The organism is Parasedimentitalea psychrophila (genome assembly GCF_030285785.1).
GTDB lineage: Bacteria > Pseudomonadota > Alphaproteobacteria > Rhodobacterales > Rhodobacteraceae > Parasedimentitalea > Parasedimentitalea psychrophila.
The window spans coordinates 673709-700632 of the sequence record NZ_CP127247.1 but is presented as its reverse complement, the minus strand read 5'-3'; the positions used below and the strand labels follow the sequence as shown (position 1 = coordinate 700632).

Below are 26924 nucleotides of genomic sequence, written 5' to 3'. Positions count from 1 at the left end.
AATGCCGCCAATAGAAAGGGTCGCGAAGTGTCCGGTCGCCCCAGATTATTTCTGTTTCTCAAGAATTGGCTATTTCTGCCTCTGGTCGCTCTGTGCCTGCCACTGTTGGTCCTGTTCGGACAAGAGGTTTTCAGGGATCTGAAACTATTGCGATCGGCCGATACCGATACCGTCCAATGGACGCTGTCTCAGGTCGAGATTGAGTATCTCGACTTTTTACTGACCCTTGAACGGGCCCGCTCAAGCGGGACGCCTGATCTTTCGGCTGTCCGCAAGGACTTTGATATCCTGTACAGCCGGGTTGGAATACTATACAAGGGCAGGCTGTTTGCGCCAACGCGCGAGATCGACAAGTTTCTGATTTCCGTTACGGAGGTGAGGGATTTCCTGGATCGCTCAACCACCGTTATAGATGGCCCTGATGCCATTCTGCAGGCCGCCATTCCTGACTTGCTGACCCAGGCAAATGCGCTGCGACCGCAGATCCGAAGCCTGTTTATTCAGGGCCTGGGGCATTTCGCCCGTCAATCCGATGAGCAACGGTCACGGGTTTTTGCAACATTGACAGAACTTGCGATTATCTCGGTGACCATCCTGGTCGCCCTGGGCGCCTTGTCTTTCTATTCCATGTTCGCCAACGCCCAAACACAGGAGCGGGGCCGGGCGCTGGCGCGGACCAATGCCCATATGCAGACCATTTTATCAACAACTCGGGAAGCTATCATTGTTGCCGATGCCAAGGGCAAAGTGGTGGATCTGAACACCGCTTCCGAAACCACCTTTGGCTACACCCTAGAGGCGGTGAAGGGCCAGAGCATCGGTGATCTGATTGTCCCACCTGAACTGAGGGATGTCCATCGGGCCGGGCTGGCCCGGTTGTTGCGGCCTGGCAAAAACCGACTGGCCGGGACCGAGCGGGTGCGGCGCGAAGCGATCCGTGCCGACGGGGAGCGCATCCCAATTGAACTGGCCTTGCAGCCAGCCAAGGGGGAAGACGACGATCTGATCATTGTCTTCGCCCGCGATATTTCACATCAGCTGGACGCCGAAACCCAGTTGCGCAAGGCCCGCGATCAGGCGCTGGCCGGAGAGAAAGCCAAAGCGAATTTTCTGGCGGTGATGAGCCATGAAATTCGCACGCCTCTGAATGGGCTGTTGGGCAATCTGACTTTGGTCAGCAAAACCCGGTTGGACGCGGACCAGAGGGTCTTCATCCAAAACATGGAAATATCGGGGCGACAGTTGATGCATCACGTCAACTCGATCCTGGATATTGCAAAATTCGAATCCGGTAAAACGGCGGTGGCGCATTCCATCTTTCATCTGGGCCAATTCCTGCAAGAAATTGTCGACAGCCAAAGCGGCCACGCGGGGCATAATCAAACCACCATCGAATGGGAGTGGCTGGGGCCGGGGCTGGCCTGGGTCAAGGCAGACCGGACCATTTTGGAACAGGTCCTGCTCAACCTTGTGGGGAATGCGATCAAGTTCACCCATGCCGGCCGGATCAGAATCGAGGTAGAGCGGCTTACTCCGAACGATGGCGACTGCACCGTTGAATTGCGGATCATCGACAGCGGCATCGGCATTTCGCAAGCGGATCAGGCCCGGATATTTGAGGATTTTGAAACCTGTGATTCAACCTTCACGCGCGACAGCAGCGGCACCGGGCTGGGGCTGGGCATTGCCAGACGCATGGTGCAGCGTCTTGGTGGCAAGATCGGTGTTGAAAGCACGCCCGGCGAAGGCAGTGTCTTTTGGCTCCGCCTGCCTTTCCTTTCGGTCGTGGAACCGCCGGACACATACAAGGAAGAAAAGGTCAAAGCCGCAGAGCGATCGCTTTCAATCCTGGTTGCGGAGGACGTCGAGACCAATGCGTTTGTGGCCCGCAAGCTGCTGGAGCGGGATGGCCACAAAGTGACCATAACCGCAGACGGATTGTCCACCGTCGCCAGAGCGAGGGTGGAGCTGTTTGATGTCATTCTGATGGATATCAGCATGCCCGGAATGGATGGTCTTCAGGCGACTCAGGAAATTCGAAAAGCTCCGGCGCCGTTCTGTGATGTTCCAATTCTGGCCTTTTCTGCCAACGTGCTGCCGCAGCAAACCGATCATTTCCGCGCCAGTGGCATGGATGGATTTATTGGCAAGCCGCTGCAATTGCCGGAACTGCGCCGGGCGCTGCAGGCGGTGCTTGATAAATCGCTGCCGGTCAACGCCGGCAAGGCAGAGAGCCCGCTGGATGACAGTCCGCCAATGGCACAGGATATTTTGGATCAGCCAGAATATGACAGCTTCCTGGGCCGCTTCCTTGCCGAAGGCGATGCTTTGTTGGACGAACTGGCAACCGATCCTCTGGTGACGATGGGGTTTGACTCAATCGCATCGAAATGCCACCGGATACGCAGCACCGCCAGCCTGTTTGGCGCCGCCGATTTTGCTGCCAAGCTAGGAAAGCTTGAGATCGCTGCCAGAAATTCAGATGCGGCGGCCAGCGTGATGGAAATCGCCAAACTCTCCGAAGTCTGGACCTCAATCCGGGCGACACTTGACCCAAACCGCATAGCGGCATCTGTCGCCGAATAGCGTCTTACTCGCTCAGCAACAGGCCCACCGCGATCAGGCCCAACACGCGGGCAACCTCGGCGACATTGGTCAATGTGCTGTCATAGCAGGCAAGCGCATCCCCCGGCAGAATGAAGGGGTCGTAGTCATCCCGGTCGGCACGGCGCAGCATATCCTCAATATCGCGTTCGATGGCGATTGAGACGTCTGTGACGGGATTGCGCGACAGCAAAAGCCCCGACCGATGGGCACTGGTGGCGCGCGGGCCGCCGACGCAGTTCAGATCCACAATGGCCTGCAAATACCGCGATCCATAAGGCATTTCGCGAACATCTCGGCCAACAGCCGAGGTTGCGTTGCTGGAGGCTGGTTGGGTCAGATTCGACATAAAGACACTCACCCCCGGAGGGCTGATCGGGCTGGGGCGCATCAGGTCATCCTGGAAACACTGCCGCGAGGGGACAAAGATCTGATCGCCGGTCAGCAACATGACATCGACCATGTTGTGGCCCTCAAAGACACCGCGCAGATCCAGTTTGTAGAGCCTGCCGTTGCGGCGCAGCTCTATTGCAGACAGATCGGCATCCGGGCGCACGCCACCGGTCGCACGCAGCGCCGCAGACAGATTGCGGGCTTCTGTCGAGGCGCCCAGAGCCTCTTGCCGGCCGGTATCAAGCTGATCACCTGCCACACCGCCCAATTCGACCTGATGTGGCTCGAACACAGCACCGGACACCCCGACCAGCGCCGAGGCAACATCCTTGATCCGCACCGAAACAGAGGGGGAGCTGTCGTACATTTCCTCCTCGATAAGCGTATTTTTCAAGTCGCGTTCAACATCGGTGGTGCTGCGACCCTGCGCCCGAATGGGCGGCAGAAACGGCATTTTCAGAGTGCCATCGCGGGAGATCACATAAGTGCCGCTGAGATCTTCGTCGCTGCCAATCCGGACCTCGATCAGATCATTGCGCGACAGCTTTTCGCCCAGCAGGCTATTGGCGACCCCACTGATTTTAGTGCCATAGGCTCCGCCCCGATAGGGAAGGCAGGTTTCCGAGTTGAGCCTGGCCGATTTGAGAAAACCAGCATCTGCACGGCTGACCTCGATGTCTCGATACTGGGCCTGATAGCCATAGTCACCGGATTGGGTTTCCATGTTGTCAGGGTGGCCCGTTGCGGCACAGCTGGCAAGCAGCACAAAAGAAAGCGTGCTGAGACGTCTCATCCACTGGTCAACCAAAACATGCCCTACCTTGTTATTTTTTCGCTCAGTCAAACCATAGACCAGCCCCAAGTCTAGTTCGCCTTATGCAGGTGGATCGTTTTCCTATCCCAATGGGTCAAATGCGCACCAGAATTGATCTGGCCGCTCCGAATGCGGGGCCGCCACCGATGAGCGACAAGGGCTAGGTTGGAGGAAACAACATATGAGTTTCACATGTTCCGCTCCCTTTTCTCCACGCCTTCATTTCTAACAAACCTGATGGCATTTGGCGCGTCGGAAATCTCTGGCAAGGCGACCCGCCTTTTGGTTGTTGTGGCTATTTCGCGGAGCTTGAGCGCTGAAAATGTCGGCTATGCCGCCGCCGCGCTGGCTGTAGGTGAAGTACTGAAGTCTTTGACCGAAAACGGCATTGGGCAACGTATCATCGCCGCTCACCAAGAGGATCTTGAGGCGGTGTGCCACGCGGCCCATCGGCTGTTCTGGGGCTATTGTGTTGGGCTGACACTGGTTCAGGCGACTTTGGGGCTGGGGCTATATTTCGCCGGCCAGACCACCGTCGGGGCCCTGATCGGGCTGATGGCCATCGAATATCTGTTTATGCCTGCAGGTCTGGTGCAGGTGGCGCTGGCGATGCGTGAGAACCGCCTGAAGCGGGTTGCGATGATTTCTGCGGCTCAGGTTTCCGGGGCAAATCTGATCACTGTTGCGCTGGCGTTCATCTGGGCCTCCCCCTTGGTGTTGATCCTGCCGCGGGTGCTGACCGCACCGGTCTGGCTGCTGGCGGTGCGTCACTTGCGTCCCTGGCAGCGCAAAAGCGAGACGCCACAGGCTGCGCTGCGGCCCTTCCTGACCTATGGGGTGCCGGTGACCGGGATCGAGCTGGTCAAAGCGCTGCGGCTGCATGCGGACAAGATTGTGGTTGGCGCATTGTTGGGGCCCAAGGCGCTGGGGATCTACTTTCTGGCCTTCAACGCCGGGCTGAGCCTGGCCACATCCTTTTGCGCCGCCTTGGGTATCGTGCTGTTTCCACATCTTTGCCAAGAGGCGGACCAGCACGCAGCCCTGCGGCGCACCGTGACGCTGTCTCTGGCCTGCATCCTGCCATTTGTGCTGCTGCAATCCCTGTTTGCACCGGTCTATGTGCCGCTGCTGCTGGGCGCCAAATGGGCCCATATCGCACCGACCGTTTCGGTGCTGTGTTTTGCCGCCCTGCCACTGACAATCTGGACCTCAGTTGCGGCCAGCCTGCGGGTCAGTGGGCGCCCCAGGATCGAGTTCACCGTGACCCTGATGCTGGCAACCGCCCTGGTTATCTCGGCAATCCTGACCGCCCCATACGGATTGACCACCATGGCGACGGCCTATGTGACCACCACCACCATCATACTGCTCGCAGCGGCTCTGCCGCATCTGATGAAACCCTCGCTACAGGAACTGAGAAAGGTCTGAGCCATGCCCGAATTTACAATCATCATGCCGTGTTTCAACGCCGCAAAAACACTGAATGAATCCATTGGATCGCTGTTGTCTCAAACGATCAGGGACTGGGAGCTGATCTGTATTGATGATGGATCAACGGATGAAACAGCCAAGCTGCTAAAGGGCTGGGAAGCGGCGGACCCACGTATCAAAATGCTGCGCAATGACGGCAAGGGCCCCAGCTCTGCCCGCAATATGGGGGCGCATTACGCTGCCGGAGACATTCTCTGTTTCTGTGATGCCGATGATCTTTGGGTGCCAAAGAAACTGGAATATCTGCACCGGGAGTTCAAGGTCAAGCGGGTAGATGGCATCTTTGGCCGGGTTGCCTTTTTCCGCAAGCGCGGCAAGGCAGATGCTCATTCCCGGATGCCCAATGCCCGCCTCTCGGTGCCACTGCTGATGGGGGAAAACCCGGTGTGCACCACCTCGAATATATCCATACGCCGCAAGACCTTTTTGCTAAGCGGCGGGTTTGACGTCGATATGGTCCACAATGAGGATCTTGAATGGCTGATCCGCCTTGTGGGCAGCGGCGCAACCCTCAACGGTGTTGCCGATCTGCACGTGTGGTACCGCACCAGCCCGCAAGGATTGTCGTCTGACCTGACCGCCATGTCCCAATCGCGTCAGAAAGTCCTGGCAACGGCCCGCAGCTTTGGGTTCCAGCCCGACCGGCGCGCCGAGGCCATCTATATGCGCTACTTGGCGCGCCGGGCGCTCAGGTTGGGCCACTACGGGTCGTCAGCCATGTACCTGACGTTTTCGGGCCTGCGGCAAAGCCCACGCGCATTTTTGTTTCCGCTGCGCAGTGGGTTGCCAACCGCGATCTGCGCGATCTGTGCGCCCCTCTTGCCCAAATCACTGTGCCGTTCGCTGTTCTCCCGTTGAAATCAAAGGTGAATCCGATGCCCAAAGCAAGTATCATTGTCCCCGCCTTCAATGCCACTGAAACCCTGTCCGAGACGTTGAAATCGATGCAAAATCAAAGCTATCAGGACTTTGAGGTTGTGGTGGTGAATGATGGGTCCACCGACCGCACGGCTGACGTCATCCAGCCGTTTTTAAAAGATCCCCGGTTTCATGTGGTTGAGCAGCCAAACCGGGGGTTGGCGGGGGCCCGAAATACCGGGATTGCCAATGCGGTGGGCGCCTATATTGGCTTTTGTGACGCGGATGATCTTTGGCTGCCAGACAAACTGGCCCGTCATGTCCGGCATCTTGATCGGTCACCGGACGTGGGGCTCAGCTACGCGGGGTCGATACTGATTGATGAGGAAAGCCAGCCGCTGGGCCTGAAACAGACCCCTCGGCTGCATGCGATCACTGCCGCCGAGGTGTTCAAGAGAAACCCGGTGGGCAATGGTTCGGTGGCGGTGTTTCGCCGCGCGGCGCTGATGGACATTGCCTATAGGCCGCAACAGCATCACCCGCGGCAATGGTTCTTTGACGAAACATTTCGCCAGTCCGAAGATATCGAATGCTGGCTGCGCCTGGCGCTGACCACCGACTGGGAAATCGAAGGCATTGCGGGCCATCTGACCAAATACCGGATTGCCGGCCAAGGTCTGTCAGCCAACACCAACAAGCAGTTTGCGTCCTGGGCACGCATGGTTGACAAGTTGCGGCCGTTGAACCCCAGCTTCTTTGCCAGCCATGAGCCCGCCGCGCGGGCCTACCAGCTGCGCTATCTCGCCCGTCGCGCGATCAGCGCCGGGGATGGGGGCAAGGCGAGCAAATATGCGCATGAATTCCTCCGGGCGTCGCTAAGGCCGCTTTTTGAGGAGCCGTTGAAAACACTGACCACGCTGGCCGCCGCCGAATTTCTGGCCCGCACCGGATATGACCCGATGCGGCTTGCAGAGGCTCTGCGGCACTGAGATGAGACCATGCTCCAACGGCAACAACATAGGGAGGCTCTCATGAGCAATGCTTCAATCTTGCACCTCACGGATGACACCACACCGGGCGGTGTCATGCGGGTGATCGACACTATTTTGGGTTCAAAATACCTGGCTAAAACCGCCAAGCATCGGATGGCCGTGGTGGAAAACAACAGGTTGACCCTGCCCGAAGGCGGCGTCGATGTCATTGTCTCTCATCTGGCGTTGAACTGGCGGAATTTCGCAGCGCGTACGCGGTTTCGGGCGATGCACCCCAATATTCCGATGATCCATGTGGAGCACAGCTACACCCAAGGTTTTGTGGCGCAGAAGGTTCTGAACAAGACCCGGTTTTTTGCGATGCTGCGCAGTGCATTCTGCCTATACGACCGGGTTATTGCGGTCAGCAATGCGCAAAAGGACTGGCTGATCCGGCGCGATCTGATCGACGAGGACCGGTTGTCGGTCATTCGATCCTCGGTTGAACTGACCGGGTTTGAAGCGCTGCCCAGCCCCCCCAAACAAGTGCGGGTCTTTGGGCTGGTCGGACGCCTGCACGAGCAGAAAGGGTTTGATATTGCCATTCAGGCCTTTCGCGAGTGTAGCGGGTCGGACCTGCGGCTAAAAGTCTACGGCGATGGTCCGTTGCGGGCTGAGCTCGAGCAACTGGCCTATTGCGATCCCAGGATCACTTTTTATGGCCATTGCGATGATCCACTGGAACCAATGCGGTCGATCGATGCGCTGCTGATGCCGTCGCGATGGGAGGCCTATGGGCTGGTGGCGCGCGAAGCCATGTCTGCTGGGCGCAAAGTGATTGTTGCAACCACCGATGGCTTGCAGGATCACATCAGATCCGGTGCGATAGAGGTGCATGACCATAGTATTTCTGCCTGGGCCCAGGCCATCACAAATGCGGTCCAGACGCTGGACAAACCCTGCGACGTTGAGCCTGACAAAAAGCCAGATTATGCCCAGACAGCAAGCTGTTTCGAATATGATTGGGAAAAATGTTTGCAGAACATTTAGCCCTGACGCATTGCCCTCTTGTCGCGACAGAGCTTGTTTGTTGGTGGCGGTCTCATTGAATTTCTGCGGCGACGGAGGTGGGAAAATCACTGTTCGGCAACTGCCTTTTTTCCGACAATATTAAGCGATCGTTATTGTGGTTCGGCGATACTATCCCAGAAGCATAGGGCGTGGTTCCTAGACCTCAGCCACCCACGGCAAGCGGCTAGCTTGTTGGCACGCAAAGGATGAAGATAGACATGGCGGACAGTGAATTCAAAAGACCCTTCGGATTTGAAGGCGTGCAGACCGACCCGGAAGAAAGCTATCGTGCCGGTTATCAGCATGGCACCCGTGAGATGCTGCGCTTTCTGGAAACCAGCAATACCCCGGGGCTGGAGCGGGTAAAGGCTTGGATCAACAGCGATCTGGCCACTTGGCGCCATGATACTCAGGCTGAACCGAACCCTCCGAAATTATAACGCATCGTCTGTCCAGAACTGTTCACCAGTGCCAGAGCCAAGCGCCAAAACCCGACAAGTCGGCATGGCGCATGGCCGCTTGGCTGGGGGCTCACGGCAACAAGGACAATCTCTTGAAGAACAGGGATTTCACGGCATCCGACTGCACGTGGATGCAAACATCGACCGGGCTGCGCTGGCTGTCTGAAGCGGCCAATGTCGCGCCCACGGTTTCGCCCTCGCAGGAGACCGTTAGTGGCACTGGCTGGGTCTCAAACAGCTCGGGGTGGGTGCAGGCGATCACCGCCGCCGGATCATGCAGGGAGCAGCCGTCAAATTTGCCGATGGTCTCGTAGAACTTCAGGTAGAACACCGACATTTCTTGCAGCATGCCCCCCAGTTCGGGGGCCTGCGCCGCGATGGCGGTGAAATCGGTCGGCGTACATAAGATGCGGTGGGTCACATCCAGGCCCACCATCACCACCTTGGCGCCCGATGCAAACACCACATCGGCAGCGTGGGGGTCATGGTAGATATTGGCTTCGGCATGCGGGGTGATATTGCCACCCTCGTTCAGCGAACCGCCCATGATCACGATGCGGGCGACATTCTGGGCAAACTCCGGGTCGCGCTGGATTGCGATAGCTATATTTGTAAGGGGGCCGATCGGGCAAAGCACCAGCTCTCCCTTATGCTCGCGGGCCATGCGGCACAGGAAATCAGCGGCGTCTTCATCGATGGCGCGGCCCTTGGGCTGGGCTGGCGGAATATCACCGAAACCCTCGACGCCGTGAACCTGGGCTGATGGGGCAAAGGGCGGCAGCACCAGCGGTGCATCAGCACCATGGGCCACAGGCAGATCTAGCCCGGCGGCTTCGAGCAGCCGCAGGGCGTTGCGGGTGGCAATGTCGGTTGTGACATTGCCAAACACCGTGGTCAGCCCCAGCAGATCAATATCAGACGCTGCTGCGGCGTAGAATATCGCCATGGCGTCGTCGATCCCCGGATCGGTGTCGATGATCATTTTGACGGCCATGGCGGGTCTCCGAGATCAGTTGTTAAACAGGAAATGCATGACGTCGCCGTCCTGCACTATATATGTCTTACCCTCGGCGCGCATCTTGCCGGCCTCTTTGGCACCCTGTTCGCCATTGCTGGCGATGAAATCATCATAGGCGATGGTTTCGGCGCGGATGAAGCCCTTTTCAAAGTCACCGTGGATGACGCCGGCCGCCTGTGGGGCGCTGGTGCCATTGCGGATGGTCCAGGCGCGGGCCTCTTTGGGGCCAACGGTGAAATAGGTCTCCAGATGCAACAGCTCATATCCGGCGCGGATCAACCGGTCCAGACCGGCCTCGGCCAGGCCCATTTCGCCGAGGAACATCTCTGCCTCTTCCGGGTCCAGCTGCGAGATTTCTTCCTCGATCTGGGCCGAGATGATGACGTGGCTGTTGCCCTCGGCGGCGGCCATTTCGGCGACCTTGGCGGACAAGGCGTTGCCCTCGACAGATTCGTCCTCGCCGACGTTGCAGACGTAAAGTACCGGTTTGCTGGTCAGCAGTTGCAGCAGTTTCCAGGCCTTGAGATCGTCGTCGTCCACTTTGACCAGCCGTGCAGGCTTGCCGTCTTCCAGCAGGGCCTGAGCGGCGGCCAGCAGGCGTTCCTGCTGTTGCGCCTCTTTGTCGTTGCCCTTCAGCTTGCGCACCAGATTTGCGCGGCGCTTTTCGACGCTTTCCAGATCGGCCAGCATCAGTTCGGTCTCGATGGTGGCGGCATCGGCCACTGGATCCACGTGGCCCTCGACATGGGTCACATCGCCGTCTTCAAAACAGCGCAGCACATGGGCAATCGAATCCGTCTCGCGGATGTTGGCGAGAAACTTGTTGCCGAGGCCTTCGCCTTGCGAGGCGCCTTTGACCAGGCCGGCAATATCGACAAAGGTCATCCGGGTGGGGATGATCTGTTTTGAGCCGGCAATCGCCGCCAGCTTATCCAGCCGCGCGTCGGGCACACCGACCTCGCCCACATTGGGCTCGATGGTGCAGAAAGGAAAGTTGGCCGCCTGCGCCGCAGCGGTTTTGGTCAATGCGTTGAACAATGTGGACTTGCCGACGTTCGGCATCCCCACAATTCCCATTTTAAAGCCCATAACGGCCTCCTGATAAAGTGTTGCGCTGCTCATAGCCGCCCGCAGGCAAAATGGCCATAGTCTGACGTGTTTCCGCCAAACCAGAGCGGCCTAAGGGGGCTCGACTGCGCGGGCGGGATTGATTTTCCTCTCAGATTTGGGCACATCCAACGGGTACAAAGGAAAAGGCCCGACCATGACCCGCATTGATGCCAAATTTGCCGAACTCTCGGCTGCCGGAAAAAAAGCCTTTGTGGCCTATGTGATGGCCGGGGATCCTGATTTCGACACCTCGTTGGAGATCGTCAAAGGTCTGCCCGACGCTGGCGTCGATATTATCGAACTGGGAGTGCCGTTTACCGACCCTATGGCGGACGGTCCAACAATTCAGCTGGCTGGTCAACGGGCACTGGACGGCGGCATGACGCTGCAAAAGACGCTGGATCTGGCGACAGAGTTCCGTAAGACCGACAACACCACCCCGATTGTGATGATGGGCTATTATAATCCGATCTATTCGCGCGGCGTCGACAAATTCCTGGTCGATGCCAAGGCGGCTGGCGTTGATGGGCTGATCATTGTGGATCTCCCCCCCGAAGAAGACGCCGAACTGTGCATCCCGGCGCAGCAGGCGGGGCTGAACTTTATCCGTCTGGCCACCCCCACCACCGATGATGCGCGGCTGCCGCGGGTGCTGCAAAATACTTCGGGCTTTGTCTATTACGTCTCGATCACCGGCATCACCGGTGCCGCCGAGGCCGAGGCTGGCGATGTCGGCCCCGAGGTCGCCCGCATCAAGGCGGCCACCGATCTGCCGGTCATTGTTGGCTTTGGCATCAACACACCCGATCGCGCGCAGACCATCGCGTCCATCTCGGACGGCGCCGTTGTTGGCAGCGCCATCGTCAGCCAGATCGGCGCGGGCAAGCCGGTGGCCGAGGTACTGGCCTTTGTGAAAACGCTATCAGACGGCGCCCACCGCGCCTAGGTCGACACCTAATACTAAACCCGCGCCCGCCGATGGCGGACGCGTGCCATTCACCAAGACCTGCCGGGAACATGGGCGAAACTTAGGGCACGGCAGTGTGAACCCTAGGTATGACGTCTCGTTTTGTTGCGCCATTGCGCTTGCCTTGATGAATTGGTAAATAATTTTTACCAAGTTGAAACGGAGGCCTGCCAAGTGCCAGTCATTACCAATGTCGACGACCTCAAACGCATTTATCAGCGCCGGGTTCCTCGGATGTTTTATGATTATTGCGAAAGCGGCAGCTGGACCGAGCAGACCTTTCGCGAGAACACCAGTGATTTTGACCAGATCCGCCTGCGTCAGCGGGTGGCGTTGGACATGACCGGGCGCTCGACCGCGGGTCAGATGATTGGTCAGGATGTTGCGATGCCGGTGGCGCTGGCCCCTGTGGGCCTGACCGGCATGCAGCACGCCGATGGAGAGATCAAGGCGGCTAGGGCGGCGGAGAGCTTCGGGGTGCCGTTCACCCTGTCCACCATGTCGATCTGTTCGATCGAGGATGTGGCCGAGAACACCAGCAAGCCGTTCTGGATGCAGGTCTACACCCTGAAAGACGATGACTTCATGCAGCGGCTGTTTGATCGCGCTAAGGACGCCAAGTGTTCGGCGGCGGTGATCACGGTGGATCTGCAATTGCTGGGTCAACGTCACAAGGATCTGAAGAACGGCTTGTCGGCACCACCAAAGCTGACGGTGAAATCCATCGCCGACATGATGACCAAGGTGCAGTGGGGTCTGGGCATGCTGGGCACCAAACGGCGGTTCTTTGGCAATATCGTTGGTCATGCCAAGGGGGTGAAGGATCCGTCGTCGCTGGGCACCTGGACCGCCGAGGCCTTTGATCAGGCGCTGGACTGGGACCGGATTCGCCAGTTCCGCAAAATGTGGGACGGACCGCTGATCATCAAGGGTATCCTGGATGCCGAAGACGCCAAGCAGGCGCTGAACGTCGGCGCTGATGCCATCATCGTTTCCAACCACGGTGGCCGCCAGCTGGACGGAGCGCTGAGCGCCATCAAATCGCTGCCTGCGATTATGGATGCGGTTGGTGACAAGATCGAGGTGCACCTCGACAGCGGCATCCGCTCGGGTCAGGACGTGCTCAAGGCGCTGTCGATGGGGGCCAAGGGCACCTATATCGGCCGCGCCTATATCTATGGGCTGGGAGCCATGGGCGAGGCGGGGGTGACCAAATCGCTGGAGCTTATCCAGAAAGAGTTGGAAACCACCATGGGCCTGTGTGGGGTCACGTCGGTTGATACCCTCAGCCGCGATAACCTACTTGTTCCGCAAGGGTTTGAAGGCAACTGGCAAGACTAAGACGCTTGCCTTGGGGCGGGGCTCGACCTTTTTGGGGAAGGCGCCGCCGCAGTTATCGGGCTGCGCTGTCTCCGTTGGGGTCGCGGCAAATGCGGCAGTCCTCCCAAGGCCTCTTTCCATCCTTCCGGCTTTCCTCTATATGCGCCTCTTCACGCGGGGATACAGCCTTGGAGGATTCCCGCCCTAACATTTGGAGTATTATCATGGCTGGAGAGATTCCTGATCTCGTAGCTCTGGAACGGACGGGGACAGGCAAGGGCGCCGCTCGTCAGACACGCCGCGACGGCATGGTCCCAGGTATCGTTTACGGTGGCGACACCGATCCACTGGCAATCAAGATCCCCTTCAAAGTTCTTTTGAAGAAGCTGAAAGCTGGCCGGTTCAAGTCGACCCTGTTCAACCTCAAGGTTGAAGGCCACGACGATGTTCGGGTGATCTGCCGCCACGTGCAGCGTGATGTGGTCAAAGATCTGCCGACTCACCTGGACCTGATGCGCCTGCGTCGCACTTCGGAAATCGCCCTGTTCATTCCGGTCGAATTCATCAACGAAGAAGAAGCCCCCGGCCTGAAGCGTGGCGGTGTTCTGACCGTTGTGCGTCCTGAGGTCGAGCTGGTTGTGACTGCGGGTGACATCCCTGAGAAGCTGGTTGTGGACCTGACTGGCATGGACGTTGGTGAAACCATCACCATCTCCTCGATCACCCTGCCTGCCGGCGTCCGCGCCACCATCGACCGTGAGTTCGTTATTGCCAACATCTCGGCCCCATCCGGGCTGCGTTCGGCAGACAATGAGGACGAAGCCGAGGGCGAAGAAGCCCCAGCCGAAGCCTAAGATTTTTGCCATTGGCAAATTTGAAACGGGGTCCTTCGGGGCCCCGTTTTTTTGATGTTTGGCAAATGCCGCATTTCAGGGCAAAACACTTAGTATCGTTATTCGCAAGGAACACCCCGGCATGAAACTTTTCGTCGGCCTCGGCAATCCGGGCGGCAAATATGCCCGCAACCGCCACAATATCGGCTTTATGGCTCTGGATCAGATTGCCTCGGATCACGGGTTTTCACCGTGGAAAAGTAAATTTCAGGCGCAGCTCTGCGAGGGCATGCTAGGCGGTGCCAAAGTGCTGCTGCTGAAACCGCAGACCTTCATGAATCTGTCTGGCCAATCGGTCGGCGAGGCGATGCGGTTTTATAAGCTGACCGTCGATGATGTGATGGTGCTGCATGACGAGCTGGATCTGGCGCCGGGCAAATGCCGGGTCAAGCAGGGCGGCGGCCATGCCGGGCACAATGGGCTGCGCTCGATCCATTCGCATATCGGGGCGGACTATGGCCGGGTGCGTCTGGGCATTGGCCATCCGGGACACAAAGACGCGGTGGCGGGATATGTGCTGCGGGATTTCCCCAAGGCGGACGAGGTCTGGCTGGATGATCTGATGCGTGGCATCTCGGATGGCGCTGCGTCGCTGGCGGCCGGCGATGGCGGCCGGTTCATGAATGCAGTGGCCCTGCGCATTGCACCGCCGCGCAGTTCGACCAGCAAACCAAAGGTACAGGCGCCGCAGGCGGCCAAGCCGGAAGGTGTTGCAGACCAGCCCGATCAACAATCACCGCTACAAAAACTGCTCGGAAAATTCAAATAACGCAGCTTCCGTAGCGTCCGGGTTGCCCTAATGGCCTTCACAGGCTTGGCTGGGCAAAACGGGAGGTAGGCAAATGCGTAGGGCGTTCAAGATCATTGTTCGATTAGTGCTGGTACTGGCTGTTGTCAGCGTGGCGCTTGGCCTGTGGAAGCGCGAAGAGATCTTTCGCTTGCTGGCGGTAAACTCGCTGTTCTCAGAAGAGAAAATCGTTGGCAACTTCTCCAATATGGAGGGTGCCTTTGTGACCACTCCGCTGGCGCGCGGCGCCGGTGCGATCAGCCCGCTGCCGCAAGGCGATGACATGACCCTGCCTGCGGGCGCAGATCAATGGATCAACGACCGGGCGGTGACCTCGCTGCTGGTGCTGCACAATGGCCAGATTCGTCACGAAAGCTATTATCTTGGCACCAGTTCCAGCGACCGGCGGGTGTCCTGGTCGGTGGCCAAAAGCTATCTGTCTGCCCTGTTCGGAGTGCTGATGGAGGAGGGTGCGATTGCCTCGCTTGATGACCCGGTCACCAAATATGCGCCCTTGCTGGAGGGCAGCGCCTATGACGGTGCCAGCATCAGGAACGTGCTGAACATGGCCAGCGGAGTGAGCTTTGACGAGGATTACCTGGAGTACAGCTCCGACATCAACCGCATGGGCCGGGTCATTGCGCTGGGCGGTACTCTGGATCAGTTCACTGCAGATCTGAAGGACAGTTTTGCCACCCCCGGCGACACCTGGCAGTATGTCTCGATCGACACCCATGTGATCGGCATGGTGATCCGTGGCGCCACCGGCCGCGATATGCCCTCTCTGCTGAGCGAGAAAATCCTGATGCCACTGGGGCTGGAGCGGGATGGCTATTACATCACCGACGGTGCCGGAGTGGCCTTTGTGCTGGGAGGGCTGAATTTTACCAGCCGCGACTATGCCCGCTTTGGCCTGATGATCGCGCAGAACGGCGCCTACGGCGGCCAACAGATTGTACCGGCTATGTGGATCGCCGAGTCGACACAGGCCTCGGCTCCGACGGCGCCCGGTGATATCGGCTATGGCTACCAGTGGTGGATCCCTGTCGGCGCCCAAGACGGAGAGTTCATGGCCCGCGGTGTCTATGGGCAATACATCTATATCGACCAGGTGCGTGACGTGGTGATCGTGACCACCGGCGCCGATCGCAAGTTCCGCGAAAAAGGCGTGAACAACAGTAACATTGGAATGTTCCGCAAACTGGCACAGATATTGTAACTTCGGGAAAGGGGCAGCGCGGCGGTTGCCCTCTCCCGGTACTGCGGACAGTGCTGCGTATTTTGGATCAAGAGGAAATAGAGATGAAAAATTGGTTGAAAACATACGATGACTGCGTTCCGGCCGAGATCAATCCAGATCGCTACCCCTCGATTGTGGCGCTGTTTGAGGAGGCGGCGCAGACCTACGGCGACAGCGCCGCATATGAATGTTTCGGCCAGACCATGAGCTACGCCGAGGTGGAGGCGAAATCGCGTGCGGTGGCGGCCTATCTGCAGGTGAAAATGGCGGTCAAACGCGGTGATCGTATTGCCCTGATGTGCCCCAATATCTTTGCCTTTCCCATTGCCATGCTCGGCATTCTGCGCGCTGGGGCGGTGCAGGTTAACGTCAATCCGCTATATACATCGCGCGAGCTAGAGCACCAGTTGGTTGATGCCGATGTGGACAAGATCCTGATCTTTGGCGGCTCGACGCCGGTGCTGGCCGAAATTATCGACAATACACCGGTGAAGACCGTCATCACCATTGATCTGGGCGATGGCATTGGCCTGCCGATCCCGACGCCGGCCGTGGATCCGCGCCTTGGCGACGCCCTCAAGTTTGCCGATATGCTGCAACAGGGGGCAGGGCTGGCCCATACCCCCGTTGCACTGACAGGTCAGGACAATATTTTTTTCCAGTACACTGGCGGCACAACGGGCCCGTCCAAGGGGGCCGTTCTCAGTCATCGCAATGTGGTGGCCAATCTGGAGCAGTACAAGGCGCTGCTACACGAGGCCTCAAAGCCGGGCGAGGAGGTGATGGTCTGTGCGCTGCCGCTGTATCACATCTTTGGCCTGACCCTGTCGCTGGCCAATCTGTCAATCGGAGCCCGCATCATCCTGATCCCCAACCCGCGTGACATGGATGCCTTTCTGGCCGCGATCAAAGACGCAGGCATCACTGTCTTTCCAGCGGTCAATACGCTGTTTGCCGGCATGGCGATGCACCCCGGTGCTGGGGATGTGGACTTTTCCCGGCTCAAAGTGGCGATTGGTGGCGGCGCCGCCGTCATCGAAACCACCTCGCAGAACTGGAAGGCGCTGACTGGCTCGCATATCACCGAAGGCTACGGCATGTCCGAGGCATCGCCGGTGCTGACGCTGGTGCCGATTGGGGTGTCTGAGTTCACCGGGTCCTGTGGCCTGCCGGTGCCCTCCACCGATATCATTCTGCTCGGCGATGACGACAGACCCGTCGCCCTGGGGGAGCGTGGCGAGATCTGCGCCAAGGGACCGCAGGTCATGGCAGGCTACTGGAACAGGCCCGCCGCCAACGCCGAGGCCTTTACCGCAGATGGCTATTTCCGCACCGGTGATATCGGGGTGTTTGACGAGGCCGGCTTCCTGCGCATTGTCGATCGCAAGAAGGACATGATCATTGTCTCGGGGTTCAATGTCTTTCCCAATGAAATCGAAGCGGTTGTCACCGCCTGTGCCGGAGTCGCCGAATGTGCCTGTATCGGGGTGCCGGATGACAAGACCGGTGAGGCCGTAAGCGTCTTTGTCGTCAAAACCCCCGGAGCTGAGCTGAGTGACCAGGCAATCATTGCCCACTGTCGCGAGAACCTGACCGGCTATAAAGTACCGCGCCAGATTACCTATCTGGAAGAACTGCCCAAATCCAATGTCGGCAAAATCCTGCGCCGCGCGCTACGCGCGGTCTGATGGGCTGCGATTCTGGGTGATTTCCTCTGTGAGACTCTGCAGGCCTGTGGGTATCTCTGCGGGTTGCGCTATATGGTTGATCCGGGGGCTGTGGTTTGGCGGTTCTGCTGGTTTTGTGCTGGGATAATGGGGCAGGGGGGTGGCTTTATCTTGGTGTAAGGCGTTGTTTTTGCGAGGTTTGTCCGCTTTCTTCAAGGAAACTTTCGATTTGTGTAATTTAGCTGTTGCGGGCTGGGTGCGATAACCCTAGAACCCCCCTACCGGCGGCGCAGATGTGCTACCGGGGACGCTTCGGAGAGACGGGGGATGGAGATTGGGGTTGAAGCGGGCGTGCTGAGAGATTGGCGCATCGGTTTGATTTTGGTCTCTGGGGCTTACGAGCCTAGGACCTTTGGTCTGCTGCTCTTTGAAAATTTATATATCTGAAGAGATATGTGGGCGGTTTGGTTCATTCGATGGATCAACCTGTGCATATATCAACGCTGGTAGGGTCGTATATGCATACGAACCGATGACCAGTGTCAGCTTCACTGTTTGGAGGGTTTCGGTTTCTTTTGAAACTGAAGCACAACCAAACGGTTAAACTGTCCCATTTGAACAATGGGACGATATGTGCAGAGGTTCGACGTCAAGGACACGATCGCAAGATCGTTTCAACTTGAGAGTTTGATCCTGGCTCAGAACGAACGCTGGCGGCAGGCCTAACACATGCAAGTCGAGCGCAATCCTTCGGGATCGAGCGGCGGACGGGTTAGTAACGCGTGGGAATGTACCCTTCTCTACGGAATAGCCTCGGGAAACTGAGAGTAATACCGTATACGCCCTTTTGGGGAAAGATTTATCGGAGAAGGATCAGCCCGCGTAAGATTAGATAGTTGGTGGGGTAATGGCCTACCAAGTCTACGATCTTTAGCTGGTTTTAGAGGATGATCAGCAACACTGGGACTGAGACACGGCCCAGACTCCTACGGGAGGCAGCAGTGGGGAATCTTGGACAATGGGCGCAAGCCTGATCCAGCCATGCCGCGTGTGTGATGAAGGCCTTAGGGTCGTAAAGCACTTTCGCTAGAGATGATAATGACAGTATCTAGTAAAGAAGTCCCGGCTAACTCCGTGCCAGCAGCCGCGGTAATACGGAGGGGACTAGCGTTGTTCGGAATTACTGGGCGTAAAGCGTACGTAGGCGGATCAGAAAGTATGGGGTGAAATCCCAGGGCTCAACCCTGGAACTGCCTCATAAACTCCTGGTCTAGAGTTCGAGAGAGGTGAGTGGAATTCCGAGTGTAGAGGTGAAATTCGTAGATATTCGGAGGAACACCAGTGGCGAAGGCGGCTCACTGGCTCGATACTGACGCTGAGGTACGAAAGTGTGGGGAGCAAACAGGATTAGATACCCTGGTAGTCCACACCGTAAACGATGAATGCCAGTCGTCGGGTAGCATGCTATTCGGTGACACACCTAACGGATTAAGCATTCCGCCTGGGGAGTACGGTCGCAAGATTAAAACTCAAAGGAATTGACGGGGGCCCGCACAAGCGGTGGAGCATGTGGTTTAATTCGAAGCAACGCGCAGAACCTTACCAACCCTTGACATCCTATGACAACTCCAGAGATGGAGCCTTCCTTCGGGACATAGTGACAGGTGCTGCATGGCTGTCGTCAGCTCGTGTCGTGAGATGTTCGGTTAAGTCCGGCAACGAGCGCAACCCACATCTTTAGTTGCCAGCAGGTTAAGCTGGGCACTCTAGAGAAACTGCCCGTGATAAGCGGGAGGAAGGTGTGGATGACGTCAAGTCCTCATGGCCCTTACGGGTTGGGCTACACACGTGCTACAATGGCAGTGACAATGGGTTAATCCCAAAAAACTGTCTCAGTTCGGATTGGGGTCTGCAACTCGACCCCATGAAGTCGGAATCGCTAGTAATCGCGTAACAGCATGACGCGGTGAATACGTTCCCGGGCCTTGTACACACCGCCCGTCACACCATGGGAGTTGGGTCTACCCGAAGGCCGTGCGCCAACCTGGCAACAGGAGGCAGCGGACCACGGTGGGTTCAGCGACTGGGGTGAAGTCGTAACAAGGTAGCCGTAGGGGAACCTGCGGCTGGATCACCTCCTTTCTAAGGATGTTTCTAGCCAGATCAGCTTGCTGATCTCGTGAAACACTTAGCAGATCTCCGCTTCTCACGAAGCGGCGCCCGAAATGGGTGTATGATCATAGAGACGCAAGTCTCAGTTTGGGATCGCAAGATCTCAGACAGAGCCAGGCCGTCCTCATATCTCTTCAGAAACACGCGGCAGCAGCCGTTATCGGCAGCTGTTCGGTGACATAACCACTGAGTGCTGCTCGCACACTGGTTTTGTTTTGCTTATGCAGAATGAAAATCGGGTCGGTAGCTCAGGTGGTTAGAGCGCACGCCTGATAAGCGTGAGGTCGGAGGTTCAAGTCCTCCTCGACCCACCACCCCACTTTCCGCTTCGCGGACAAGTGGGAATAACAGGTCCTCTTGGTGACAAGCGACAAGGTAGTCTACGCAGTGGACTGTCCCGACAGCGGGTCTCAGGATTACACCCTGCCTCGCAGAACATGACTGAGTGCTTCTCGCAGACTTTCCCTGAAAGTCGGCTGCCAGCACGCCCAGTCAATTTGCGGCGCAAATTAACTGGGGCCTTAGCTCAGCTGGGAGAGCGCCTGATTTGCATTCAGGAGGTCAGGAGTTCGATCCTCCTAGGCTCCACCAATTTACTTTGATTAGATCTTCAAGCATTCCTTTGAATGTTTGAACGTCCAATCGGACGTGGCTTCGCAAGAAGCCTTGACATCGTTTAGAGAGATATAATCAACAATACTGTTGGTCGCCCGAGTAAGGGAGAGACCTCAGATTGGTGCTGATCTTCCCTTCGGGGGCGTGATGCAAGCCTGTACGACATCTGTTTCCTCGGATGTTTATGGGTATGCCGGACTGAAACGACGGTGTTGTCCAAGTCAAGTAAACTAACCCGAGTACGTTCTTCAGTCACCTCCCGCACGGATGGTGATTGCATACGGGACGTGCTCAAATTGTTCGCATCATTACTATGGTGCGAGCGGGAAAGTATGCTTTTGATATCAGAGATATATGGGAACAGTTTCTTACCAGCTTCTGTTCTCTGATCGATCGGATTGTTCTACATTCCAACGCTGGTTGGGAGCGGTCAAACGCCCTCAAGTAGCCGCTAGGCGGTAGGGCAAATATCAAGTCTTTCTATTTCTGGATCAAATCAAGCGCGAAAAGGGCGTTTGGTGAATGCCTTGGCAGTAAGAGGCGATGAAAGACGTGATACTCTGCGATAAGTCATGGGGAGCTGAGAATAAGCTTTGATCCATGAATTTCTGAATGGGGCAACCCACCTGATACTTTCTTATTTATACTACTTTGTTGAGACTACGAAAGGGTTCGCCCTCAAGTAGCGCTCCGCGCGGTAGGGCAAAATAAGTTGGTAAACCAGGTATTTTTAACCTGAATACATAGGGTTAAAAAGGCAAACCCGGGGAACTGAAACATCTAAGTACCCGGAGGAAAGGAAATCAATATGATACTCCCCTAGTAGCGGCGAGCGAACGGGGACCAGCCGAGCCAGATGAGTGAGAAGAACATGTTGGGAAGCATGACCATAGCGGGTGATAGTCCCGTATTCTAAGCTCTGATGGACGTATTAAGTAGGGCGGAACACGTGAAATTCTGTCTGAAGATCGGAGGACCACCTTCGAAGGCTAAGTACTCCTTACTGACCGATAGTGAACCAGTACCGTGAGGGAAAGGTGAAAAGCACCCCGACGAGGGGAGTGAAACAGTACCTGAAACCGAACGCCTACAATCAGTTGGAGGGCCCCAATGATCTTCGGATCCGGAGGCCTGACAGCGTACCTTTTGTATAATGGGTCATCGACTTGGTCTCACAAGCAAGCTTAAGCCGTTAGGTGTAGGCGCAGCGAAAGCGAGTCTTAATAGGGCGCATGAGTTTGTGGGATCAGACCCGAAACCGAGTGATCTTGGCATGGCCAGGTTGAAGGTGCAGTAACATGCACTGGAGGACCGAACCCACATCTGTTGAAAAAGATCGGGATGAGCTGTGCCAAGGGGTGAAAGGCCAATCAAACTCGGAGATAGCTGGTTCTCTGCGAAATCTATTTAGGTAGAGCGTCATCCGAATACCCTCGGGGGTAGAGCACTGGATGGGCAATGGGGGCATACAGCCTTACTGACCCTAACCAAACTCCGAATACCGAGGAGTACTAGATGGCAGACACACTGCGGATGCTAACGTCCGTAGTGAAGAGGGAAACAACCCTGACCTCCGGCTAAGGCCCCTAATTCATGGCTAAGTGGGAAAGCAGGTGGGACGACCAAAACAACCAGGAGGTTGGCTTAGAAGCAGCCATCCTTTAAAGATAGCGTAACAGCTCACTGGTCTAAATAAGTTGTCCTGCGGCGAAGATGTAACGGGGCTCAAGCCATGAGCCGAAGCCGAGGATGCACGTAAGTGCATGGTAGCAGAGCGTAGTGTGACATAGATCCTATCCTCTTTAGTGTCCTTCGGGGCATTTTGGAGGACCGGATCTTTCGATGAAGCCGGGGCGTAAGCCATCCGGTGGAGAGATCACTAGTGAGAATGATGACATGAGTAGCGACAAAGAGTGTGAGAGACACTCTCGCCGAAAATCCAAGGGTTCCTGCTTAAAGCTAATCTGAGCAGGGTAAGCCGACCCCTAAGGCGAGGCCGAAAGGCGTAGTCGATGGGAACCAGGTTAATATTCCTGGGCCAGGAAGTGGTGACGGATCTCAGAGGTAGTTCATCCTTATCGGATTGAATGGGCTGCTGAGAGGTCCCTGGAAATAGCCCTTCCATGAGATCGTACCCTAAACCGACACAGGTGGATAGGTAGAGAATACCAAGGCGCTTGAGAGAACTATGTTGAAGGAACTCGGCAAAATACCTCCGTAAGTTCGCGAGAAGGAGGCCCGGTTTCTACGCAAGTGGAAGCTGGGGGCACAAACCAGGGGGTGGCGACTGTTTATTAAAAACACAGGGCTCTGCGAAGTCGTAAGACGACGTATAGGGTCTGACGCCTGCCCGGTGCCTGAAGGTTAAAAGGAGGGGTGAGAGCTCTGAATTGAAGCCCAGGTAAACGGCGGCCGTAACTATAACGGTCCTAAGGTAGCGAAATTCCTTGTCGGGTAAGTTCCGACCTGCACGAATGGCGTAACGACTTCCCCGCTGTCTCCAACATAGACTCAGCGAAATTGAATTGCCTGTCAAGATGCAGGCTTCCCGCGGTTAGACGGAAAGACCCCGTGCACCTTTACTACAGCTTCACATTGGCATTAGGCCGAGCATGTGCAGGATAGGTGGTGGGCTTCGAAACCAAAACGCTAGTTTTGGTGGAGCCTCCCTTGAGATACCACCCTTGCTCTGCTTGATGTCTAACCGCGGTCCGTTATCCGGATCCGGGACCCTGTGTGGCGGGTAGTTTGACTGGGGCGGTCGCCTCCTAAAGCGTAACGGAGGCGCGCGAAGGTTGGCTCAGACCGGTCGGAAATCGGTCGTTGAGTGCAATGGCAGAAGCCAGCCTGACTGCGAGACTGACAAGTCGAGCAGAGACGAAAGTCGGTCATAGTGATCCGGTGGTCCCGAGTGGAAGGGCCATCGCTCAACGGATAAAAGGTACGCCGGGGATAACAGGCTGATACTGCCCAAGAGTCCATATCGACGGCAGTGTTTGGCACCTCGATGTCGGCTCATCTCATCCTGGGGCTGGAGCAGGTCCCAAGGGTACGGCTGTTCGCCGTTTAAAGAGGTACGTGAGCTGGGTTTAGAACGTCGTGAGACAGTTCGGTCCCTATCTGCCGTGGGTGTAGGATACTTGAGAGGAGTTGCCCCTAGTACGAGAGGACCGGGGTGAACGAACCACTGGTGGACCAGTTGTCGTGCCAACGGCAGTGCTGGGTAGCTATGTTCGGACAGGATAACCGCTGAAGGCATCTAAGCGGGAAGCCCCCCTCAAAACAAGGTATCCCTGAGGGCCGAGGTAGACCACCTCGTCGATAGGCCAGAGATGTAAGCGTGGTAACACGTTCAGTTGACTGGTACTAATTGCCCGATAGGCTTGATTTGATCCAGTAATAGACAGACTGTTAGCAATAACAAAAACTCTGTGAACGACAATCAAAGCATACATTCCAACCGTGTCTTAAGGTCGCCATAACTGGCGGCAAGACACGTATCAGACTATACAAGACTTGGACAAAACGGAGTGACTTGCCGTCGGCAAACACTCCGGAGTTGATGCAGGAACGCGCCTTTGCTTCGCAAAGACACTGTCTCCTGCTCGGCGCGCTTGCTCTGCAAGCTCGCCGTATATCTCTCCAAAGCGGGGATTTTCCTCGGTTTGGTGGTCATAGCGCAAGTGAAACACCCGGTCCCATCCCGAACCCGGAAGTTAAGCACTGTTGCGCCGATGGTACTGCATCTTAAGGTGTGGGAGAGTAGGGCACCGCCAAACCTAGAAAAATCCCCAACGATAACAAACAATACCTTCAGAACAAACCATCGTCCTGAAGCACCACAGTCTCGCCGCACATCGCAAGAGAGACTGACCTGGGCTCAAGCAGCGTAAGCGGTAGCCCAAACAAAACTGTCGCGGGATGGAGCAGCCCGGTAGCTCGTCAGGCTCATAACCTGAAGGTCGTAGGTTCAAATCCTACTCCCGCAACCATAAAATTCTACAACAAACACAGACGCTTACAGCCACCTTCGGGTGGCCGTCTGCGTTTGTGCAATCCCCTTCGGTGCTACACTGGTGCTACGGCAGAGAGCAAAGTTCAGTAACGTGGAGACAGGTCACATCGCGCCGATTGCGGACCTTCGCGGCATTGACCACGGGCGACCAGGTTGCTGACTTTGCCGCGTTCAATGTTGTCCGCCCAACTGGCGCGAACGGCCCTTTGCCGCCAATTGGTGCGCTTAGCGTCAAGTGACCACTCTCAGTGGCGGTTTCAACTGATCGACGTAACACACGATTGGAAACGCTCTGTGGGAGTTTCGTATCCCATCGTCTTGCGAGGCCGCTTATTGAGATATCTTGCCCCGACGCTTGCACCCCCCGCCTGGCTTCCCGTACTGTTTCACCAGAACCAAATGATTTGTTAAGGAAATTATTGGATGCCCCATACTGTGAGTTTCGTTAGGCCACACATTTCAATCCAAGAACTCGAAACAATCGTACTTCCAGATTTCGCGGTTTTGACGGGCATCAATGGCTCAGGTAAATCCCATTTTCTGGACGGGCTAAGCAAGGGGGCATTTTCTTCCGATAGCGTTCAGGATCACCAAAGTGAAATTTTATCCTTTGATGGGAGCCAGATTGCCCCAGTAAATTCGACGGAATTCAGTTCGGCACTACGACAACAGGAGAAGGATCAAAGATTTGAACAAATTAACCAGCAAAGAAAGCAATTCAAAAAATCCATTCAAAAACTTGTAACGCAACTGGGATTTCCACCCGCTACCGTAATTTCCACCGACTTTCTGCTGCACGTGCAGAACACCCCGAATCTTCGAGAAATCCACGCCAATTTAGACACTCAACAAATAGGTCATGGCAAATTCGTGTCTCAACTTTCCATTTTTGCAAGGCAGCTTGGGGCCATAGTTGACCAAACTCTACCTATGAATGCGTCGGCCGCGAGGAAAGCTACATTCGAACAGAATATGTTCGACATTATCTTCATGAGTGATGCAGAAGTTTTAGAGGTTTCTTCATGGAATTGGGGGAGAACTGAGCCATTCAAGCAGTCTTTCGCTCAACTTTTCGGCACGTATCGTGACTTATATGGCGTGAACCTGAGAAGGGTTGGAGCCGCAGCCAGTGGCCACAGCGATGCCAATCCACTGAGTAATGAAGAATTTGAGACTATGCATCGGCGTCCACCGTGGGACATCGTCAATGAGTTACTCACGGCAGCAAACTTGGACTTTCAGATCAGTTGTCCTAGTCTCTACGACGACCACGCTTTCACTCCCCAGTTAACTAAAGTCTCGACGGGTGCAAACGTATCATTTGAAACTCTGTCGTCTGGCGAAAAAGTGCTGATGTCGTTTGCAATCTGCTTGTTTAATGGCAGCGATGATAGGCAAGAAACAACTTTTCCAAAACTGCTCCTCCTTGACGAAGTCGACGCCCCTCTACACCCATCAATGGTGCGTGGACTTCTCAAAACGATCAAGGAAGTTATCGTTCAAAAGCATCATGTTAAAGTTATTATGACGACGCACAATCCGACAACCGTTGCCCTTGCAGATGAAGAGAGTCTCTTCGAAATTGCGACACCTCGGGTTAACAAAATCAGTAAAGACAGAGCACTCGCGATCCTCACAGACGGCGTACCAACTGTGGCCGTTTCTTACGGTGGTCGACGGCAAGTTTTCGTAGAGAGCGATACTGACGCAAAGCTTTTTTCGTATTTATACGAAAAGTACAGGCACAAACTTGACTCGGAGCTCTCTCTCAGTTTCATCCCGGTCGGAATTAAAAAGGACAGTGGGGAGGAAATTAATTCCGGCTGTGATCAAGTAAGGAAATATGTGGGTGAGCTTACCAACGCCGGTGTCAGAAGCATATTTGGACTGATCGATTGGGACGGAAAGAATTCCAGTGAAGGTCCCCTGAGAGTCCTATGCGAAGACGTTAGGTACAGTATCGAAAACCTGTTGCTGGATCCTGTTCTTTTAATTCCTGCGCTGGCATCATCCAATGAAGCGGATGTGATGGATAAATTGGACCTTGAAGGCGATTTGTCGTTTTTAGGGATATCAAGTTGGTCACAAGAAACTTGGCAAGTGAATGTCGACAAACTGACTGCGTTCATTCTGGGCGTACAATCTGAGGGCGATGACACCGTCAAAGTTGAATATTTGAATGGAATGTCTCTAAAAGTACCTCAAAAAGTACTGACTATGCGAGGGCACGATTTGGAAAGCCTACTTGTCGAAAAGTTCAAGTTTCTGATTCCTTACAACCGAAATGGGAAAAAGCTTACGGATTTCGTTTGCAAAACGACCCTCCGCCAACTTTCTAACTTAGCGCCAATGGAAATCATAAGCACTTTCAGAATGCTCCTTTCGAAGCGGTAAATCGCCCTTTTAGCGTCGGAGCTTGTCGAAATTCACAAAATCGCTGCAAAGGACGACTTCTTT

Annotated in this window: 16 protein-coding genes, 3 tRNA genes and 3 rRNA genes; 19 read left to right on the top strand and 3 right to left on the bottom strand. The window is 56.0% G+C overall.

Features of this window, described 5'->3' with window-relative positions:
* Positions 1 to 27 precede the first annotated feature (27 nt).
* Complete coding sequence (locus QPJ95_RS03435) at positions 28 to 2586, top strand: ATP-binding protein (RefSeq protein WP_286018238.1); 2559 nt, start codon at positions 28 to 30, stop codon at positions 2584 to 2586.
* 4 nt (positions 2587 to 2590) lie between these two features.
* Here QPJ95_RS03435 and QPJ95_RS03430 read toward each other — a convergent pair whose 3' ends face one another.
* Positions 2591 to 3790 carry a polysaccharide biosynthesis/export family protein gene (locus QPJ95_RS03430; RefSeq protein ID WP_270920619.1) on the bottom strand — a complete coding sequence of 400 codons (1200 nt, stop codon included), beginning with the start codon at positions 3788 to 3790 and terminating at the stop codon, positions 2591 to 2593.
* A gap of 213 nt (positions 3791 to 4003) precedes the next feature.
* Between QPJ95_RS03430 and QPJ95_RS03425 the strand changes: the two genes are divergently transcribed.
* The 5 genes from QPJ95_RS03425 to QPJ95_RS03405 all read left to right on the top strand — a co-directional run bounded on the left by QPJ95_RS03425 (position 4004) and on the right by QPJ95_RS03405 (position 8642).
* The gene (locus tag QPJ95_RS03425; protein WP_270920620.1) at positions 4004 to 5239 is read left to right on the top strand and encodes an oligosaccharide flippase family protein; all 1236 of its coding nucleotides are present in this window, start codon (positions 4004 to 4006) and stop codon (positions 5237 to 5239) included.
* A gap of 3 nt (positions 5240 to 5242) precedes the next feature.
* Positions 5243 to 6160: a glycosyltransferase family 2 protein gene (locus QPJ95_RS03420; protein WP_270920621.1), complete on the top strand. Its 918-nt coding sequence runs from the start codon at positions 5243 to 5245 to the stop codon at positions 6158 to 6160.
* Between the two features lie 17 nt (positions 6161 to 6177).
* Entirely contained in the window at positions 6178 to 7149 is a 972-nt protein-coding gene (locus QPJ95_RS03415; protein WP_270920622.1) for a glycosyltransferase family 2 protein, read from the top strand.
* A 42-nt stretch (positions 7150 to 7191) separates the two neighbouring features.
* Positions 7192 to 8181, top strand: a complete 990-nt coding sequence (locus QPJ95_RS03410) for a glycosyltransferase family 4 protein (protein WP_270920623.1) — start codon at positions 7192 to 7194, stop codon at positions 8179 to 8181.
* A 239-nt stretch (positions 8182 to 8420) separates the two neighbouring features.
* The gene (locus QPJ95_RS03405; RefSeq protein ID WP_270920624.1) at positions 8421 to 8642 is read left to right on the top strand and encodes a hypothetical protein; all 222 of its coding nucleotides are present in this window, start codon (positions 8421 to 8423) and stop codon (positions 8640 to 8642) included.
* Between the two features lie 91 nt (positions 8643 to 8733).
* Here the strand turns inward: QPJ95_RS03405 and QPJ95_RS03400 are convergent, their stop codons facing one another.
* Both QPJ95_RS03400 and ychF read right to left on the bottom strand, forming a co-directional pair.
* Positions 8734 to 9657 carry a nucleoside hydrolase gene (locus QPJ95_RS03400; RefSeq protein ID WP_270920625.1) on the bottom strand — a complete coding sequence of 308 codons (924 nt, stop codon included), beginning with the start codon at positions 9655 to 9657 and terminating at the stop codon, positions 8734 to 8736.
* Positions 9658 to 9672: 15 nt separating this feature from the next.
* On the bottom strand, positions 9673 to 10770 hold the full coding sequence (ychF, locus tag QPJ95_RS03395; RefSeq protein WP_270920626.1) for a redox-regulated ATPase YchF: 1098 nt from the start codon (positions 10768 to 10770) through the stop codon (positions 9673 to 9675).
* A gap of 175 nt (positions 10771 to 10945) precedes the next feature.
* Here ychF and trpA point away from each other — a divergent pair, with 175 nt between their 5' ends.
* The 13 genes from trpA to QPJ95_RS03330 all read left to right on the top strand — a co-directional run bounded on the left by trpA (position 10946) and on the right by QPJ95_RS03330 (position 26861).
* Positions 10946 to 11737 (top strand): tryptophan synthase subunit alpha, encoded by a 792-nt coding sequence (gene trpA, locus QPJ95_RS03390; protein ID WP_270920627.1) that lies wholly within the window; start codon positions 10946 to 10948, stop codon positions 11735 to 11737.
* A gap of 195 nt (positions 11738 to 11932) precedes the next feature.
* Entirely contained in the window at positions 11933 to 13099 is a 1167-nt protein-coding gene (locus QPJ95_RS03385) for an alpha-hydroxy acid oxidase (RefSeq protein WP_270920628.1), read from the top strand.
* Positions 13100 to 13302: 203 nt separating this feature from the next.
* On the top strand, positions 13303 to 13932 hold the full coding sequence (locus QPJ95_RS03380; protein ID WP_270920629.1) for a 50S ribosomal protein L25/general stress protein Ctc: 630 nt from the start codon (positions 13303 to 13305) through the stop codon (positions 13930 to 13932).
* 121 nt (positions 13933 to 14053) lie between these two features.
* Entirely contained in the window at positions 14054 to 14740 is a 687-nt protein-coding gene (gene pth / locus QPJ95_RS03375) for an aminoacyl-tRNA hydrolase (protein WP_270920630.1), read from the top strand.
* 73 nt (positions 14741 to 14813) lie between these two features.
* Entirely contained in the window at positions 14814 to 15977 is a 1164-nt protein-coding gene (locus QPJ95_RS03370; protein ID WP_270920631.1) for a serine hydrolase domain-containing protein, read from the top strand.
* An 83-nt stretch (positions 15978 to 16060) separates the two neighbouring features.
* Positions 16061 to 17686 carry an AMP-binding protein gene (locus tag QPJ95_RS03365; RefSeq protein WP_270920632.1) on the top strand — a complete coding sequence of 542 codons (1626 nt, stop codon included), beginning with the start codon at positions 16061 to 16063 and terminating at the stop codon, positions 17684 to 17686.
* A 654-nt stretch (positions 17687 to 18340) separates the two neighbouring features.
* Positions 18341 to 19807, top strand: a 16S ribosomal RNA gene (locus QPJ95_RS03360).
* Between the two features lie 267 nt (positions 19808 to 20074).
* Positions 20075 to 20151 (top strand) — tRNA-Ile (locus QPJ95_RS03355).
* A gap of 201 nt (positions 20152 to 20352) precedes the next feature.
* Positions 20353 to 20428, top strand: a tRNA-Ala gene (locus tag QPJ95_RS03350).
* A gap of 518 nt (positions 20429 to 20946) precedes the next feature.
* A 23S ribosomal RNA gene (locus QPJ95_RS03345) occupies positions 20947 to 23843 on the top strand.
* A 273-nt stretch (positions 23844 to 24116) separates the two neighbouring features.
* Positions 24117 to 24231, top strand: a 5S ribosomal RNA gene (gene rrf / locus QPJ95_RS03340).
* Together the 16S, 23S and 5S rRNA genes with 3 tRNA genes alongside form the textbook arrangement of a ribosomal RNA operon.
* Before the next feature lie 136 nt (positions 24232 to 24367).
* A tRNA-Met gene (locus tag QPJ95_RS03335) sits at positions 24368 to 24444 on the top strand.
* A gap of 446 nt (positions 24445 to 24890) precedes the next feature.
* A complete protein-coding gene (locus QPJ95_RS03330) occupies positions 24891 to 26861 on the top strand; it encodes an AAA family ATPase (protein ID WP_270921187.1) in 1971 nt (656 codons plus the stop codon).
* The last annotated feature ends 63 nt before the right edge of the window (positions 26862 to 26924 follow it).